Origin of the sequence: Bacillus sp. 5mfcol3.1 (genome assembly GCF_900114335.1) — a bacterium.
Lineage (GTDB): Bacteria > Bacillota > Bacilli > Bacillales > Bacillaceae_G > Bacillus_A > Bacillus_A thuringiensis_S.
In genome coordinates, this window is sequence record NZ_FOST01000002.1 from 140,545 (window position 1) to 156,167 (window position 15,623).

The following is a 15,623-nucleotide window of genomic DNA, read 5'->3' on the forward strand; positions in this document are numbered from 1 at the left end:
AAAATCTTTAGTAAGCAGTTCATACTATAACGGGGAGAGGGAGAGTCTGTGCAAATTGTAAAAAAGGAGAAGTTTGTGTTAAAAGAGTTTACGTTTGAAAATGGCAGGGAAATTCCTGTTCAAATGGGATACGAGACATATGGTACGTTGAATAGAGAAAGGTCAAATGTGATTTTGGTTTGTCATTATTTTAGTGCAACAAGTCATGCGGCAGGAAAATATACAGTGCATGATGAGGAGTCTGGTTGGTGGGATGGGCTCATTGGACCTGGGAAAGCAATTGATACAAATAAGTATTTTGTTATATGTACGGATAATCTTTGTAATGTGCAGGCGAGGAATCCATATGTGATTACAACAGGACCGAAATCGATTAATCCAGAAACTGGAGAAGAATATGCTATGGATTTTCCGGTTTTTACATTTCTTGATGTAGCTCGTATGCAATATGAGTTAATAAAAGGTATGGGAATTTCAAGGTTACACGCTGTAATCGGACCGTCGGCGGGGGGAATGATTGCACAACAATGGGCGGTTCACTATCCACATATGGTAGAGCGGATGATTGGCGTTATTACGAACCCACAAAATCCAATTATAACGTCTGTAAACGTAGCACAAAATGCGATTGAGGCAATTCAACTGGATCCAAGTTGGAAAGATGGAAAATACGGGGAAGAGCAGCCGATAAAAGGGCTTCATTTAGCAAATAGAATGATGTTTATGAACGCGTTTGATGAGCATTTTTATGAAATGGCATTTCCTCGTAATAGTATAGAGATAGAACCTTATAAAAAGTTTTCTACATTAACATCATTTGAAAAAGAGATAAATAAAGCGACATATAGAAGTATAGAGTTAGTAGATGCAAATTCATGGATGTATACTGCGAAGGCAGTTTTATTGCATGATATTGCACATGGGTTTTCTTCACTAGAAGAATCTCTTTCTAACATAGAAGCGAATGTACTTATGATTCCGTGTAAACAAGATTTGCTTCAGCCGTCTCGTTATAATTATAAAATGGTAGATATTTTGCAAAAACAAGGAAAATATGCGGAAGTGTATGAGATAGAAAGTATAAATGGGCATATGGCAGGAGCATTTGATATTCATTTATTTGAAAAGAAAGTTTATGAATTTTTGAATCGGAAAGTATCTAGTTTTGTGTAGAAGACAAATGATGGGGAAAAGGTGCAATGTTTGTAGTAGGCACCTTTTTTTACATAATTTGTAGACGGAAAATATATGTAGCGATTGCTATACCGAAAAACGCTATGCTAAGCAATAGAAATAAGAATGACATTTCTTGTGGGGAGTTTATTTTTCTATTATTTTTCATACTAAGAGCAATAATTGCAGCGAGTAAGAACACAATGCCCATAATGAAAAGAAAAAGCGTCATTTTAATCGACTCCTTTCATAAAACAAGTATATTGAGGATACAATGTGCTAGTTATGTTTGTAAAGAATAAATTTTTAGAGAAAATTGAGAAATAGTTTTTCGATTCTTTGCGTTCTTTCTTTTGCGTGCTAAAATTGGTAGAGAATGTTTGTGAAAAAGAAACTAAAGGTTTTATTGTATATAAGGAGGAACTACATATGACAGAAGTTAATACAATTACTACAGAAGAGGTACAAGAGCGTTTAGAAAATGGAGAAACGTTATTTTTAGTAGATGTAAGAGAAGATGAAGAAGTAGCGGCAGGAAAGATTCCAGAAGCTGTACATATTAAAATGGGCGATATCCCACATAAAGTAGATTTCTTTAATAAAGAGAATGAATATATCTTTATTTGTCGTTCAGGAATGCGCAGTGAAAATGTATGTCATTATTTAAATGAGCAAGGATTTAAAACAGTGAATATGGTTGGCGGTATGCTTCAATATGAAGGTGAAACGAAATAGTTAATAGTTAAAAACTTGAAACGAGTCTGTTTCAAGTTTTTTTCTTTTGCATACAGTATAAAAAAGGAGGAGGGGTCAATGGGGATTAATTTGCGGAAAGTGAAAATTATTAATAATACAGGCGCTGTTAATGTCGGTGACTGTTATGATATCTCGCCTTTAGCTGTGGCAAAAGTATATGCAGGTGCTGGAGGATCGAGTGCGGCTATTTTTTTAAATGGAAAAAGGCAGCCAGAAGCGGTGATTAGAACATCGGTATTTCTTCCGCCTTTGGCAACAAGTACACGTACGTTAGGTTCATAAAGGAAAGGTAGAGTGTAATTATGCCTGCGCATATAAAAGAATTTGTTATTGTTAATAATACTGGAAATATATTTACCGGTGATAATTTGAGTGATACTTCATTTACTGCTTCGAAATCATATAGTGGTTCGATGGGATGTACTTGGATTGATGTTGTTACAGTAATAGGGACGGAGACAAAGCTTTGTTTACAGCCGGGTGATTCGGTGACGACAACATATACAAGAGGCACTCCTGCTGGTACTGTAACAGGAATAAATATGGGGCAAAGTGTAAATGCATCGGGTATAGCACAAGCTGTCCCTAATACAGATAATATGGATTCAGTTGCTGGACTCCCTTAAGGAATTAAGGGAGTTTTTATTATTTAAAATAAAAATAGTCTTGGAAATTATTTTTGTAAATAGATTAAGAAGAGGTTTATTTATTATGAAAAAGACGGTTTGTAGGTGGTGAAAGTGTGAAGAAACGTGATAATAATGGGGGGCAAAATTCGTTAAGCTCTAATTTTAGAATTCCCCCCGAACTTATTGGGCCTACTTTCCCTCCTGTTCCAACTGGATTTACAGGTATAGGGATTACTGGCCCAACAGGTCCACGGGGTCCAACTGGTCCTCAAGGACCGAGAGGGTTACAAGGTCCGATGGGGGAGATGGGCCCGACAGGACCTCAAGGTGTGCAAGGGATACAAGGATCAGTTGGGCCAATAGGTGCAACTGGACCAGAAGGACAGCAGGGGCCACAAGGATTGAGAGGACCACAAGGAGAAACTGGAGCGACAGGACCTCAAGGGGTGCAAGGGTTACAAGGTCCGATTGGTCCAACGGGAGCGACTGGGGCACAAGGTATACAAGGGATACAGGGATTACAGGGGCCAATTGGAGCGACGGGACCTGAGGGACCTCAAGGAATTCAAGGCGTCCAAGGGTTACCGGGTGCAACTGGTCCACAAGGAATACAAGGAGCACAAGGGATACAAGGAACACAAGGACCGAGTGGAAATACAGGTGCAACCGGAGCGACTGGTCAGGGGATAACAGGTCCGACGGGAGTAACCGGTCCAACAGGGATCACTGGCCCGTCAGGAGGACCTCCTGGTCCGACGGGGCCGACTGGTGCGACAGGTCCGGGTGGTGGACCAAGTGGAAGTACAGGTGCGACTGGAGCAACGGGGAATACTGGGGCTACAGGAAGTACAGGGGTAACAGGAGCAACGGGAAGTACAGGTCCGACTGGAAGCACGGGAGCACAGGGCTTGCAAGGAATCCAAGGGATTCAAGGGCCAATTGGGCCAACAGGTCCAGAAGGTCCGCAGGGTATTCAAGGTATTCCTGGTCCGACGGGAGTAACTGGTGAACAAGGAATACAAGGAGTTCAAGGTATTCAAGGGGCAACGGGAGCAACAAGGAATACAGGGGGCTATAGGGCCTCAAGGGGCCACAGGAGCAACAGGAGATCAAGGTCCACAAGGAATCCAAGGAGTACCAGGGCCATCAGGAGCAACAGGCCCACAGGGAGTTCAAGGGATACAAGGTCCGATGGGTGATATAGGACCAACAGGTCCAGAAGGCCCAGAGGGACTTCAGGGCCCGCAAGGAATCCAAGGTGTGCCAGGGCCAGTTGGAGCAACGGGTCCAGAGGGTCCTCAGGGGATACAAGGTATTCAAGGACCGGTAGGAACAACAGGCCCACAAGGTCCACAAGGAATACAGGGAATACAAGGTGTGCAAGGGATAACGGGAGCAACTGGAGTACAAGGAGCAACTGGAATTCAAGGGATACAAGGGGAAATAGGAGCAACGGGTCCAGAGGGTCCCCAAGGAGTGCAAGGTGCTCAAGGGGAGATTGGTCCAACAGGTCCGATGGGTCCCCAAGGTGTGCAAGGAGTACAAGGAATTCAAGGAGCGACGGGCGCACAAGGAGTGCAAGGTCCACAGGGAATTCAAGGAATCCAAGGTCCGACGGGGGCAACAGGAGATACAGGAGCAACAGGTGCGACAGGGGAAGGCACTACAGGCCCAACAGGAGTAACCGGTCCAACAGGGGTAACAGGCCCATCTGGAGGACCAGCAGGACCGACCGGCCCAACGGGGCCATCAGGTCCGGCGGGAGTAACTGGTCCATCTGGTGGACCACCTGGCCCGACAGGAGCAACAGGTGCGACAGGAGTAACAGGAGATACTGGGGCGACAGGCTCAACTGGAGTGACAGGAGCGACAGGAGAAACGGGAGCAACCGGAGTGACGGGTTTGCAAGGTCCGCAAGGAATCCAAGGTGTGCAGGGAGAGATAGGTCCGACGGGTCCCCAAGGTGTTCAAGGTCCCCAAGGAATTCAAGGAATAACGGGGGCCACTGGAGATCAAGGTCCGCAAGGGATTCAAGGCCCACAAGGAGAGATAGGTCCAACCGGCCCACAAGGAATTCAAGGCCCACAAGGTTCTCAAGGAATCCAAGGAGCGACAGGGGGAACAGGAGCACAAGGTCCACAGGGAATCCAAGGTCCGCAAGGTGACATAGGTCCGACTGGGCCACAAGGTCCAACTGGAATCCAAGGGATACAAGGAGAGATAGGTCCAACAGGTCCAGAAGGCCCAGAGGGACTTCAGGGCCCGCAAGGAATCCAAGGTGTGCCAGGGCCAGTTGGAGCAACGGGTCCAGAGGGTCCTCAGGGGATACAAGGCATTCAAGGACCGGTAGGAGCAACAGGCCCACAAGGTCCACAAGGAATACAGGGAATACAAGGTGTGCAAGGGATAACGGGAGCAACTGGAGCACAAGGAGCAACTGGAATTCAAGGGATACAAGGGGAAATAGGAGCAACGGGTCCAGAGGGCCCCCAAGGAGTGCAAGGAATACAAGGGGCGATTGGTCCAACAGGTCCGATGGGCGCACAAGGAGTGCAAGGAATACAAGGGATTCAAGGAGCAACAGGTGCACAAGGAGTGCAAGGCCCACAAGGGATTCAAGGGATACAAGGTCCGACGGGAGCAACAGGAGATACGGGGGCAACCGGAGCGACGGGAGAAGGAACTACCGGTCCAACAGGAGTAACCGGTCCAACAGGGGTGACTGGCCCGTCAGGAGGACCAGCAGGACCGACCGGCCCAACGGGGCCATCAGGTCCGGCAGGAGTGACAGGTCCATCAGGTGGACCACCTGGCCCGACAGGAGCAACAGGTACGACAGGAGTAACAGGAGATACCGGGGCGACAGGCTCAACTGGAGTGACAGGAGCGACAGGAGCAACGGGAGCAACCGGAGTGACGGGTTTACAGGGTCCGCAAGGAATCCAAGGTGTTCAAGGAGAGATAGGTCCAACCGGTCCCCAAGGTATTCAAGGTCCGCAAGGAATCCAAGGAGTAACGGGGGCAACTGGAGCACAAGGTCCCCAAGGAATTCAAGGCCCACAAGGCGACATAGGTCCAACCGGCCCACAAGGAATTCAAGGTCCACAAGGTCCTCAAGGAATCCAAGGAGCGACGGGGGCAACCGGGGCACAAGGCCCACAGGGAATCCAAGGTCCGCAAGGTGACATAGGCCCGACCGGCCCACAAGGCCCCCAAGGAATTCAAGGCCCGCAAGGAATTCAAGGTCCAACGGGAGCTACAGGAGCAACCGGAGCTACAGGTCTCCAAGGAATTCAAGGCCCACAAGGAATCCAAGGCCCACAAGGAATTCAAGGTCCAACGGGGGCTACAGGAGCAACCGGTTCACAAGGTCCAACTGGAGATACAGGTCCAACCGGAGCTGGAGCCACTGGAGCGACCGGGGCGACTGGAGTTAGTACAACTGCAACGTATGCGTTTGCGAATAATACATCAGGAACCGCTATTTCCGTTTTATTAGGTGGTACGAACGTACCATTACCGAACAATCAAAATATTGGCCCAGGAATAACCGTTAGTGGGGGAAATACTGTATTTACAGTTGCGAATGCAGGAAACTATTATATAGCCTATACAATTAATTTAACGGCAGGTTTACTTGTAAGTTCTCGTATAACTGTAAATGGCAGTCCGCTTGCGGGAACGATAAATGCCCCGACAGTCGCTACTGGTTCATTTAGTGCAACAATAATCACTAACTTGCCTGCTGGAGCTGCTGTTAGCTTACAGTTATTTGGAGTAGTTGCAGTAGCTACATTATCTACGGCAACGCCAGGGGCTACTCTAACTATTATTAGATTAAGTTAATAAGCAGAAAACCTTGAAACTTTTATGTTTCAAGGTTTTTTATCCTTGTATTTGTAAGTAAACCTCGTTAACCAGGGGGAGTGGATACCCTCTAATTATTTAAAGTTTCACTTTATTCACTTGAGCAAAAACATCGCAGTTCGAAAATATATTATAATAGAATGAAAAGAAAGAAATTTGGCAGAAAGGGAGGGTGGCGATGCAGGAGATGGTTAAAGATTTTTTTGGACGCCCACTTCAAGATTTACGTATATCTGTCATTGATCGTTGCAATTTTAGATGTACATATTGTATGCCAGCGGAAATATTTGGGCCAGAATATGCTTTTTTGAAAGACGAGTTTTTACTAACTTTTGATGAAATTGAGCGTTTGGCAAAATTATTTGTTAGCATCGGTGTACGGAAAATTAGACTTACTGGCGGTGAGCCACTGCTTCGTAAAGATTTAACAAAACTTATTGCACGTCTTGTGAAAATTGATGGGCTAATAGATATAGGGTTAACGACAAATGCTATTCATTTAACGAAACAAGCGAAGGCATTAAAAGAAGCTGGATTACATAGAGTGAATGTTAGTTTAGATGCGATAGATGATGACATATTTAAGAATATTAATGGTCGAAATATTAATACGAAACCGGTAATTAAGGGAATTATAGCAGCTAAAGAGGCGGGCTTGGAAGTAAAGGTAAATATGGTTGTGAAAAAAGGGATGAACGATCATCAAGTACTACCGATGGCTGCGTATTTTAAAGAGCAAGGAATCACGCTTAGGTTTATTGAGTTTATGGATGTTGGTAGTACAAATGGGTGGAATTTTGATCAAGTCGTTACAAAACGAGAATTGATTGAGATGATTCATAAGGTGTATCCGCTTGAGCCAGCTGAAGCCCATTACTTTGGTGAAGTTGCAAAGCGATATCGGTACGTTGGAACAAATGTTGAAGTTGGTTTTATTACATCTGTTTCTGAGTCATTTTGTGCCTCTTGTACGAGGGCGAGAATTTCGGCAGATGGAAAGTTTTATACGTGCTTATTTGCGACAGAGGGTTTGAATGTAAGAGAACTTCTTAGAGGAAATCTTTCGGATGAGGAGTTATTAAGTGTTATACAAGATGTATGGATGAATAGAAAAGATAGGTATTCGGATGAACGGACAGAAGAAAGTGCAAAAAATCGTCCGAAAATCGAAATGTCTTATATAGGAGGATAAGAAAGGGGGCTATCGCATGCAGGAGCGATATTCAAGACAAATATTATTTTCTGGTGTTGGAGAAGAAGGACAGAGAAAAATAAGAGAGAAGCATGTGCTTATTATTGGTGCTGGTGCTCTCGGTGCGGCAAATGCAGAAGCGATTGTTAGAGCAGGGGTTGGAAAAGTAACGATTGCTGATCGGGATTATGTAGAATGGAGTAATTTACAAAGACAACAACTATATACGGAAGAAGATGCAAAGCAGTATAAACCGAAGGCGATAGCGGCTGCAGAACATTTACAATCGATTAATTCTGAGGTGGAAATAAATCCGGTTGTGACGGATGTAACGGTGCAAGAAATGGAAGAGTTAGTGCGTGATGTAGATTTAATATTAGATGCGACAGATAATTTTGAAACGCGTCTTCTCATTAATGATATTTCACAAAAGTATAATATTCCATGGATATATGGTGGTTGCGTCGGGAGTTACGGAGTAACGTATACAATTTTACCAGGGAAAACACCGTGTTTTCGCTGTTTAATGGAGCATCCGGCGAGCGGAGCAACATGTGACACAGCTGGTATTATACAACCGGCAGTACAATTAGTAGTTGCGCATCAAATTACGGAAGCGCTGAAAATATTAGTAGAAGACTTTGGGGCGCTTCGTGAAACGATGTTATCGTTTGATCTTTGGAATAATCAACAGATGGCATTTAAAGTGAATAGGCAGAAAAAAGATACTTGTTTATCTTGCGGAAGGTTACGTACATATCCGAGTTTAACATTTGAAGCACAAACAAAAACAGAAGTGTTATGTGGGCGAAATACAGTACAAATTCGCCCGGGTGTGCGGAAGAATTTTAATTTAGAAGAAATTAAAAAGCGCTTACAAAGAAGCGTAGAGATAAAGGCGACACCTTATTTATTATCATTTCCGGTAGAAGAATATCGTTTTGTTTTATTTACAGATGGCAGGGCGTTTATTCATGGGACGAATGATATGAATGTAGCGAAAAGTTTATATGCAAGATATATAGGTTGAACCTAAAGGAAATCCTTTAGGTTCAACGGAGAGAGGATTATGAATTTCTCGTATAATCTCCACTTTTTCCACCTGTTTTTTCAAGTAAGTACGTTTCGCCGATAATCATACCTTTATCGATAGCTTTACACATATCATACACAGTAAGAGCGGTAGCGGAAGCAGCTGTTAAAGCTTCCATTTCAACACCGGTGCTACCTTCTGTTTTAACTTTTACTTCAATGAGTAAACGATATTGTTCTTCTGATTGTTTCCAATCGAAAGAAACGTCAACACCTTTTAATAATAAAGGATGGCACATTGGGATAATATCAGAAGTTCGTTTCGCAGCCATAATGCCTGCGATTTGCGCAACTGCTAATACGTCACCTTTCCCAATTTCATTGTGAGAGATTTTATCGTAAATTTCTTTCGTAACGACAATGCTAGAGCACGCAATTGCTGTTCGAACGGTTGTTTTTTTGTCGCTTATATCAACCATTTTTGCGCGTCCTTGGTCATTAAAATGTGTAAATGAAGACATGGAATTCCTCCTTGAAGTAATTTCTATTGAATACATAAAGTTTAATCGAGATAAAAAAAATTGCAAATATGAGGTGAGAAACGATGGTAGAAAAACGAATTCCAATTCAAGTTGCTGAGGCAGTAGAACGGGTAATGAAATATGCGAAGCATGGTGAAGTAGAAGAAATTTCTATTACGGAAAGTTACGGGAGAATTCTCGGGGAAGATGTTGTCTCAGATCATGACGTTCCTCATTTTGATCGTTCCCCTTACGATGGTTTCGCCATTCGAGCAGAAGATACGAAAGGAGCAACCCAAGAGAATCCAATTGAATTTGAAGTAATAGGAGAAATCGGGGCGGGGTCTGTTTTTTTAGAAGAAGTAGGAGCTTTTAAAGCGATTCGTATTATGACAGGAGCAGCTATTCCAGAAGAATGTAATGCAGTCGTAATGCTCGAGCTGACAGAAGGGTTTGAGAAGAACGGGAAAACATATATGAAGTTAAAACGCCCTTTTAATAACGGTGACAATGTGTCGTTTAAAGGAGAAGACATAAAACAAAATCAAGTTCTCGTTAAGAAAGGTGTTGCAATTAATCCAGGTGTTGCGGCCTTATTAGCAACGTTTGGATATAGCACTGTGAAAGTTGTAAAACAGCCTGTTGTCGGTATTGTAACAACAGGAAGTGAATTACTAGAAGTACATGAGCCGTTACAGCCGGGGAAAATTAGAAATAGTAACTCGTATATGATCGCAGCTCAAATTATGAAAGCTGGCGGGAAAGTTCGTTATTATGGTCAACTCGCCGATGAGCTAGATGCATGTTTTACAGCTGTTCAATTAGCGATGGATGAGGTCGATATTTTAATTACAACAGGCGGTGTATCAGTAGGAGATTATGACTATTTACCAGCTATTTATGAAAGGTTACAGGCGAATGTACTCTTTAATAAAATAGCGATGAGACCGGGAAGTGTAACGACAGTAGCTGAAGTTGATGGGAAGTTACTCTTCGGTTTATCAGGAAATCCGTCTGCTTGTTATGTAGGCTTTGAATTATTTGTGCATCCAATTATAAAAACATATTTGTATGCGAAGGAACCTCACGTATATAGAGCGGATGCTATTTTACAAAAAGATTTTCCAAAGCCAAATCCATTTACTCGTTTCGTAAGAGCGAACGTAACAATTGTGGACGGAGCGTTACAAGCGATGCCGGTTGGTTTAGATAAATCGAGTGCGGTATCTTCACTTGCAGATGCGAATGCTTTTATCGTGTTACCTGGAGGAACGAGAGGATTTGAGACCGGAATGAAAGTATCCGTATTATTGTTAGAGCACTCTGAGGGATGTGATTGGCCATGGGCAAAGCCCCTTCAATCTTACAAATAGTAGGATATCAAAATAGCGGAAAAACGACACTTGTAGAGAAAATTGTGCATGTGTTAGCTGAAAGTGAAATGAAAGTTGCTACAATTAAACATCACGGGCACGGAGGTTTTCCAGAAGTAGCGCAAAAAGATAGCGAAAGGCACCGTAAAGCTGGTGCTGTCGTAAGTAGTGTAGAAGGTGCTGGATTGCTTTCACTTTCTTCACTAAGAAAGAAATGGTCCTTGCAAGAAATTATTCGCTTATATGAGTTTTTTGAAGTGGATACAATTTTAATAGAGGGCTATAAAAAAGAGAACTACCCGAAAGTAGTGTTACTTCGTTCTGCGGAAGACGTTGAACTTTTACATGAAGTAGAAAATATAGTGGCGATTATTACGTGGTATGATGTCCCGGCAAATATACGAGAAGAATATAAAGTATTTCATATAACAGAAGAAGAGTTGTACATAGACTGGTTTTTACAAATGGTTAGGAGTGCGAAATGACAAATACATATTATGAAGTAATTGATACAGAAATCTCGATTGAAGAGGTAACGAAGAAAGTGATTCGACGTGAATGCGGTGCTGTTACAACATTTATTGGAACGGTTAGAGAGTTTACGAAAGGGCGTCGTACATTATACTTAGAGTATGTTGCTTATAAGACGATGGCAGAAAAGATGCTAGAGAAAATTGGTCTGGAAGTGAAAGAGAAATGGCCGGGTACATATGTTGCGATTACACATCGCATCGGTACGTTGCAAATTTCTGATATAGCGGTTGTTGTTGCTGTTTCAACACCACACCGTAAAGCGGCTTATGAAGCAAATGAATATATTATGGAACGCATAAAACAAATTGTTCCGATTTGGAAAAAGGAGTTTTGGGAAGATGGTGACTCATGGATTGGTGATCAATTAGAAAAAACACCATATCCGGCGGGAGAGCCTGGGAAGGAGCTATAAGTATGATTAGAGTATTGTTATTTGCGCACTTGCAAGAAGAAGCAGGGACAAGTGAATTACAAATAGAGAAAGAAAATATTACGGTTGCAGAGTTAAAAGATGTTGTTGCGAAAGAATATAATGTACCAGTTTCAGAGCCAATTATGGTTGCGATTAATGAAGAATACGCAAATGAAGATGACAGGGTCCAAGATGGTGATGTGGTTGCACTTATACCACCAGTGAGTGGTGGTTAATATTGGATTCATTAAAACGACTTTCCTAAGTAGGGGAAGTCGTTTTTTTATGGCGTTTTTGAGAACACTAACTTATAGGATAAGGAGGACGTTATGAAAAAAATATGTGTAATTATTACAGCGATATGTTCTATCTTTTTCTCTTCTCCAAGCGATTCTTTCGCGAAAGAATCAAGAGAACAGCTTTTAGAGAGTGCGTTATTGAATAGGTACTATTCGGTTATTAGACAAGTGACAGAAGATCAATATGAATGTGATGCAGTTATAAATATAAAGCGTCTCGGCAGGAAAGATGAATTTGTTCCTAGATTTGAAGTGACGCTACAATTTCTTACATTTCAAGGGGCGCATAATCCGCCAAATGACAAAGTTACACTTACTTTGGAGGATTATTTAGATCATATAAAGGTAAAAAATGTGGAGCGAGAAAAAAATGTTTCTAATGATATTGTAGAAAAGATTTGTGCTCGCAAAAAAGAAAAAATGAAAGCTCATTCTAATGATTGAGAGCGGTAACTTATTCCGCTATTTGCGGGATGATTAAAGTTTAAATTTATGACATTTTACAGAGAAAGGTAATGGGCGATGGATATATTTTTAGCAATTTTACCAGCTATATTTTGGGGGAGTATTGTGTTATTTAACGTAAAACTGGGCGGGGGACCGTATAGTCAAACGCTTGGAACAACGTTTGGAGCACTTATTTTCTCAATTGTTGTTTATATTTTTATGAAGCCAGTATTAACACCTACCGTGATTGGGGTTGGAGTTGTGTCAGGCTTATTTTGGGCGCTTGGTCAGGCGAATCAATTGAAAAGTATTGATTTAATGGGCGTTTCGAGGACGATGCCAATTTCAACAGGACTTCAATTAGTTGCGACGACTTTATTTGGCGTTATCGTATTTCATGAATGGTCCACGACAATATCGGTCGTCCTTGGGATTTTAGCGCTCGTTTGTATTATTGTCGGTGTTATTTTAACGTCACTTCAAAGTGAAGAAGAAAAGAATGCAGAGCAAGCAGCAAATTTTAAAAGAGGTATCATAATTTTATTAATTTCAACAGTCGGTTATTTAGTTTACGTAGTAGTGATTAGACTATTTAACGTAGATGGTTGGTCAGCTTTATTACCACAAGCAGTTGGTATGGTATTAGGAGGGATTTTGCTTACCTTTAAACATCATCCATTTAATAAATATGCAATCCGAAATATTATTCCAGGATTAATTTGGGCAGCTGGAAATATGTTTTTATTCATTTCGCAGCCGCGTGTTGGAGTCGCAACAAGTTTCTCGCTATCGCAAATGGGGATTATTATTTCCACGCTTGGTGGGATCCTTATATTAGGTGAAAAGAAAACGAAACGCCAATTAACGGGTATCGTTGTCGGTATCGTTTTTATTATTGCAGCCGGAATTATGTTAGGTATAGCAAAAAGTTAAAGGAGGTATTGAAATGTATAGTGATTTAGAAGGAAAAGTGGTCGTTATTACAGGATCAGCAACAGGTCTTGGTAGGGCGATGGGAGTAAGGTTTGCTAAGGAAAAAGCGAAAGTGGTTATTAATTATCGCTCACGAGAATCAGAAGCAAATGATGTGTTAGAAGAAATTAAAAAGGTAGGCGGAGAAGCGATTGCTGTAAAAGGTGATGTAACCGTCGAATCAGATGTTGTGAATCTCATTCAATCTGCTGTGAAAGAATTTGGTACGCTTGACGTTATGATTAATAATGCAGGGATAGAAAATGCAGTACCATCGCATGAAATGCCACTTGAAGATTGGAATAAGGTAATTAATACAAATTTAACAGGTGCTTTCTTAGGAAGTAGAGAAGCGATTAAATATTTTGTAGAACATGACATTAAAGGGTCTGTCATTAATATGTCTAGTGTTCATGAGAAAATTCCGTGGCCACTATTTGTGCACTATGCAGCGAGTAAGGGTGGCATTAAACTGATGACAGAAACGTTAGCGCTAGAATATGCGCCAAAAGGTATTCGAGTAAATAATATAGGACCAGGTGCAATTAATACGCCGATCAATGCAGAAAAATTTGCTGATCCTAAAAAACGTGCTGATGTAGAAAGTATGATACCGATGGGCTACATTGGAAACCCTGAAGAAATTGCAGCAGTAGCAACTTGGCTCGCTTCTTCAGAGGCGAGTTATGTAACGGGCATTACGCTATTTGCAGATGGTGGAATGACGTTATATCCATCGTTTCAAGCTGGGCGTGGGTAATATAAAAGGACGAAGAGATAAAACTCTTCGTCCTTTTTTTACAAAAAAAATAGCGGCCAGCTATTTTAAATTTAGTGATTAATTGTATCTTGAAGAAATTCTGTTGCTTGATGTTCAGTAACATTTTGTACGAGCGCGACTTCGCTAATCATCATTTTTCGTGCATTATCTAGCATTTGTTTTTCGCTCGCATTTAATGCTCTCTCTTTATTGCGGCGAAGTAAATCCCGAACAACTTCTGCGCTATCTTGCAGATTGCCGTTTTTCATTTTTTCCATATTCATTGTATATCTTTGTTTCCATGAGAGTGATGGGTCTGACTCCCCGTTTTGAAATTCAAGAAGTATATCATCTAACGTACCTCGATCAACGATATAACGAATACCTGATTTTTTTAATTGTTCCATCGGAAGCATTACTTGCATATCTTTACTAATGATGCGTATCACACAATATTGACGTGAAGTACCTAATATTTCTTTCTCTTCAATTGCTTCAATGATTCCTGCACCGTGCATTGGATAAACGATTTTATCACCAATTTGAAACAAATCATCCACCTCCATATGTGGTAACCACTTTTAATGATAGCATACGTATGTAAAGATGTCAAATTTTATATAATAACATAATATTTATATTCGAGTCAATAAGATAAAGTGCTTTTTTATGTTTTTTTTGGGACCTTATTTATAGTGATTTTTTTAGAAAAATAGTACAGGTGAAGAAAGAAGGCATATCCACTTATTTTTAAGCATAAAATGTAAAAGCGCTAATACAATATACCTAAATCCGTTCTTTGCAAAGGAGGGAGAGAAGGTGGGGCGCACAATAAAAATTGATATTACAAATAAAGTTGTAGCTAAATTTAGACAAAATTATTTGGAATTATATACGAGTAAATTTATGATAGGTAAGTTTTATGTCTATACTGAAGATAAAGAATATGTGTTAGAAGACGGATATATATATGAGAATGGAAAGTTTTATCGCATCATAGATACGCACCGTGGCAATAATCAAGCGGCGGAGGGCTGCGATCTAGGACGGTGTTAACATGATTCGTGTGAAAGTATTTGATGAAAGTCACGAAAAAGACTTAGAAGACGCTGTAAATGTTTTTTTGAAAAAGATTGATGATAGCAACTTTGTAGATATTAAGTATCAAGTTGGTGTTTCCATTAACGACGATGAAAACCAAATTTATTGTTTTTCAGCAATGATCGTTTATAAAGCATAAAAAAGAGCTGGCTCACCCAGCTCTTTTTTATGCTTTATGTTGGGACAACATGTGTCGGTAATACGTTCATAATAGATTGGGGTGTGCCTAATTTCTTTGTCGTTAAAAGAGGCTCCCCTGTTTCATGATTTTGGGCATCTTTACACATACCAAGGTGATAACGATCACCTAAAAATGGATCAATATAAAAACCGTTTTTAAATACTTTATCATTCGGATGTTTTTCATGGTGAATATCAGAGCAGTTAATGCAATAGAACATAGCGTTCAACCCCTTTTTATTTTGTTTGAAAAAAGTGAGTCGGTAGTCATTTCGCTCCTAAGGAAATGTTGAGGAGAAGAGAAATAACTACCTACTCAAATGGTGGGCATATTCCTTCTGATTTGTCATATCTCGCGTATTGTCCCTGAGGGAA

19 protein-coding genes and 1 pseudogene are annotated in these 15,623 nt (G+C 41.3%); 16 read left to right on the forward strand and 4 right to left on the reverse strand.

Annotation, left to right across the window (positions count from 1 at the left end):
* The first annotated feature begins 48 nt into the window (after window positions 1-48).
* Complete coding sequence (locus tag BM089_RS09885; RefSeq protein ID WP_001167624.1) at window positions 49-1,173, forward strand: homoserine O-acetyltransferase family protein; 1,125 nt, start codon at window positions 49-51, stop codon at window positions 1,171-1,173.
* 49 nt (window positions 1,174-1,222) lie between these two features.
* On the opposite strand, the gene BM089_RS09890 is transcribed toward BM089_RS09885, so the two are convergent.
* Complete coding sequence (locus BM089_RS09890) at window positions 1,223-1,405, reverse strand: hypothetical protein (protein ID WP_000171889.1); 183 nt, start codon at window positions 1,403-1,405, stop codon at window positions 1,223-1,225.
* A 197-nt stretch (window positions 1,406-1,602) separates the two neighbouring features.
* On the opposite strand from BM089_RS09890, the gene BM089_RS09895 reads away from it, so the two are divergent.
* From BM089_RS09895 to BM089_RS09920, 6 genes and pseudogenes are all read left to right on the forward strand, one after another.
* A complete protein-coding gene (locus tag BM089_RS09895; protein WP_000141254.1) occupies window positions 1,603-1,908 on the forward strand; it encodes a rhodanese-like domain-containing protein in 306 nt (101 codons plus the stop codon).
* 78 nt (window positions 1,909-1,986) lie between these two features.
* Complete coding sequence (locus BM089_RS09900; protein ID WP_000512463.1) at window positions 1,987-2,211, forward strand: spore germination protein; 225 nt, start codon at window positions 1,987-1,989, stop codon at window positions 2,209-2,211.
* Window positions 2,212-2,231: 20 nt separating this feature from the next.
* Window positions 2,232-2,555 carry a hypothetical protein gene (locus BM089_RS09905; protein WP_001110850.1) on the forward strand — a complete coding sequence of 108 codons (324 nt, stop codon included), beginning with the start codon at window positions 2,232-2,234 and terminating at the stop codon, window positions 2,553-2,555.
* 116 nt (window positions 2,556-2,671) lie between these two features.
* A pseudogene (locus BM089_RS09910) lies at window positions 2,672-6,404 on the forward strand (BclA-related collagen-like exosporium protein).
* Between the two features lie 199 nt (window positions 6,405-6,603).
* On the forward strand, window positions 6,604-7,617 hold the full coding sequence (gene moaA, locus BM089_RS09915) for a GTP 3',8-cyclase MoaA (protein WP_075716900.1): 1,014 nt from the start codon (window positions 6,604-6,606) through the stop codon (window positions 7,615-7,617).
* 16 nt (window positions 7,618-7,633) lie between these two features.
* Window positions 7,634-8,647, forward strand: a complete 1,014-nt coding sequence (locus tag BM089_RS09920) for a molybdopterin-synthase adenylyltransferase MoeB (RefSeq protein ID WP_075716899.1) — start codon at window positions 7,634-7,636, stop codon at window positions 8,645-8,647.
* Between the two features lie 37 nt (window positions 8,648-8,684).
* Here the strand turns inward: BM089_RS09920 and moaC are convergent, their stop codons facing one another.
* Window positions 8,685-9,170: a cyclic pyranopterin monophosphate synthase MoaC gene (gene moaC / locus BM089_RS09925; protein WP_048558777.1), complete on the reverse strand. Its 486-nt coding sequence runs from the start codon at window positions 9,168-9,170 to the stop codon at window positions 8,685-8,687.
* A gap of 83 nt (window positions 9,171-9,253) precedes the next feature.
* Here moaC and moeA point away from each other — a divergent pair, with 83 nt between their 5' ends.
* The 7 genes from moeA to BM089_RS09960 all read left to right on the forward strand — a co-directional run bounded on the left by moeA (window position 9,254) and on the right by BM089_RS09960 (window position 13,967).
* Window positions 9,254-10,543, forward strand: a complete 1,290-nt coding sequence (gene moeA / locus BM089_RS09930; protein WP_090976853.1) for a molybdopterin molybdotransferase MoeA — start codon at window positions 9,254-9,256, stop codon at window positions 10,541-10,543.
* On the forward strand, window positions 10,513-11,028 hold the full coding sequence (gene mobB, locus BM089_RS09935) for a molybdopterin-guanine dinucleotide biosynthesis protein B (RefSeq protein WP_090976855.1): 516 nt from the start codon (window positions 10,513-10,515) through the stop codon (window positions 11,026-11,028). The genes moeA and mobB overlap by 31 nt, the downstream gene beginning before the upstream one ends.
* The gene (moaE, locus tag BM089_RS09940) at window positions 11,025-11,489 is read left to right on the forward strand and encodes a molybdopterin synthase catalytic subunit MoaE (RefSeq protein WP_000185943.1); all 465 of its coding nucleotides are present in this window, start codon (window positions 11,025-11,027) and stop codon (window positions 11,487-11,489) included. The genes mobB and moaE overlap by 4 nt, the downstream gene beginning before the upstream one ends.
* Window positions 11,490-11,491: 2 nt before the next feature.
* Window positions 11,492-11,725, forward strand: a complete 234-nt coding sequence (gene moaD, locus BM089_RS09945; protein WP_000621772.1) for a molybdopterin converting factor subunit 1 — start codon at window positions 11,492-11,494, stop codon at window positions 11,723-11,725.
* Between the two features lie 93 nt (window positions 11,726-11,818).
* Entirely contained in the window at window positions 11,819-12,232 is a 414-nt protein-coding gene (locus tag BM089_RS09950) for a DUF3888 domain-containing protein (RefSeq protein ID WP_090976857.1), read from the forward strand.
* A gap of 78 nt (window positions 12,233-12,310) precedes the next feature.
* A complete protein-coding gene (gene glcU, locus BM089_RS09955) occupies window positions 12,311-13,168 on the forward strand; it encodes a glucose uptake protein GlcU (protein ID WP_000350865.1) in 858 nt (285 codons plus the stop codon).
* Window positions 13,169-13,181: 13 nt separating this feature from the next.
* Window positions 13,182-13,967 (forward strand): glucose 1-dehydrogenase, encoded by a 786-nt coding sequence (locus BM089_RS09960; RefSeq protein WP_053563527.1) that lies wholly within the window; start codon window positions 13,182-13,184, stop codon window positions 13,965-13,967.
* Between the two features lie 71 nt (window positions 13,968-14,038).
* On the opposite strand, the gene BM089_RS09965 is transcribed toward BM089_RS09960, so the two are convergent.
* Window positions 14,039-14,533: a CarD family transcriptional regulator gene (locus BM089_RS09965; RefSeq protein WP_090976859.1), complete on the reverse strand. Its 495-nt coding sequence runs from the start codon at window positions 14,531-14,533 to the stop codon at window positions 14,039-14,041.
* Window positions 14,534-14,786: 253 nt separating this feature from the next.
* On the opposite strand from BM089_RS09965, the gene BM089_RS09970 reads away from it, so the two are divergent.
* Together BM089_RS09970 and BM089_RS09975 are read left to right on the forward strand one after the other, a co-directional pair.
* The gene (locus BM089_RS09970) at window positions 14,787-15,023 is read left to right on the forward strand and encodes a DUF2553 family protein (RefSeq protein WP_000533806.1); all 237 of its coding nucleotides are present in this window, start codon (window positions 14,787-14,789) and stop codon (window positions 15,021-15,023) included.
* 1 nt (window position 15,024) lies between these two features.
* Entirely contained in the window at window positions 15,025-15,207 is a 183-nt protein-coding gene (locus BM089_RS09975; RefSeq protein WP_000621751.1) for a sporulation protein Cse60, read from the forward strand.
* Between the two features lie 34 nt (window positions 15,208-15,241).
* On the opposite strand, the gene BM089_RS09980 is transcribed toward BM089_RS09975, so the two are convergent.
* Entirely contained in the window at window positions 15,242-15,469 is a 228-nt protein-coding gene (locus tag BM089_RS09980) for a DUF3973 domain-containing protein (RefSeq protein ID WP_000498988.1), read from the reverse strand.
* Window positions 15,470-15,623 lie beyond the last annotated feature (154 nt).

Excerpts from the sequence above, each read along its gene's own strand:
- BM089_RS09960 (WP_053563527.1), top strand. The coding sequence starts at position 13,182 with ATGTATAGTGATTTAGAAGGAAAAGTGGTCGTTATTACAGGATCAGCA.
- BM089_RS09920 (WP_075716899.1), top strand. The coding sequence starts at position 7,634 with ATGCAGGAGCGATATTCAAGACAAATATTATTTTCTGGTGTTGGAGAA.
- moeA (WP_090976853.1), top strand. The coding sequence starts at position 9,254 with ATGGTAGAAAAACGAATTCCAATTCAAGTTGCTGAGGCAGTAGAACGG.
- BM089_RS09895 (WP_000141254.1), top strand. The coding sequence starts at position 1,603 with ATGACAGAAGTTAATACAATTACTACAGAAGAGGTACAAGAGCGTTTA.
- BM089_RS09965 (WP_090976859.1), bottom strand. The coding sequence starts at position 14,533 with ATGGAGGTGGATGATTTGTTTCAAATTGGTGATAAAATCGTTTATCCA.
- BM089_RS09975 (WP_000621751.1), top strand. The coding sequence starts at position 15,025 with ATGATTCGTGTGAAAGTATTTGATGAAAGTCACGAAAAAGACTTAGAA.
- moaC (WP_048558777.1), bottom strand. The coding sequence starts at position 9,170 with ATGTCTTCATTTACACATTTTAATGACCAAGGACGCGCAAAAATGGTT.
- moaD (WP_000621772.1), top strand. The coding sequence starts at position 11,492 with ATGATTAGAGTATTGTTATTTGCGCACTTGCAAGAAGAAGCAGGGACA.
- mobB (WP_090976855.1), top strand. The coding sequence starts at position 10,513 with ATGGGCAAAGCCCCTTCAATCTTACAAATAGTAGGATATCAAAATAGC.
- BM089_RS09890 (WP_000171889.1), bottom strand. The coding sequence starts at position 1,405 with ATGACGCTTTTTCTTTTCATTATGGGCATTGTGTTCTTACTCGCTGCA.
- BM089_RS09950 (WP_090976857.1), top strand. The coding sequence starts at position 11,819 with ATGAAAAAAATATGTGTAATTATTACAGCGATATGTTCTATCTTTTTC.
- glcU (WP_000350865.1), top strand. The coding sequence starts at position 12,311 with ATGGATATATTTTTAGCAATTTTACCAGCTATATTTTGGGGGAGTATT.
- moaE (WP_000185943.1), top strand. The coding sequence starts at position 11,025 with ATGACAAATACATATTATGAAGTAATTGATACAGAAATCTCGATTGAA.
- BM089_RS09980 (WP_000498988.1), bottom strand. The coding sequence starts at position 15,469 with ATGTTCTATTGCATTAACTGCTCTGATATTCACCATGAAAAACATCCG.
- BM089_RS09900 (WP_000512463.1), top strand. The coding sequence starts at position 1,987 with ATGGGGATTAATTTGCGGAAAGTGAAAATTATTAATAATACAGGCGCT.
- BM089_RS09905 (WP_001110850.1), top strand. The coding sequence starts at position 2,232 with ATGCCTGCGCATATAAAAGAATTTGTTATTGTTAATAATACTGGAAAT.
- moaA (WP_075716900.1), top strand. The coding sequence starts at position 6,604 with ATGCAGGAGATGGTTAAAGATTTTTTTGGACGCCCACTTCAAGATTTA.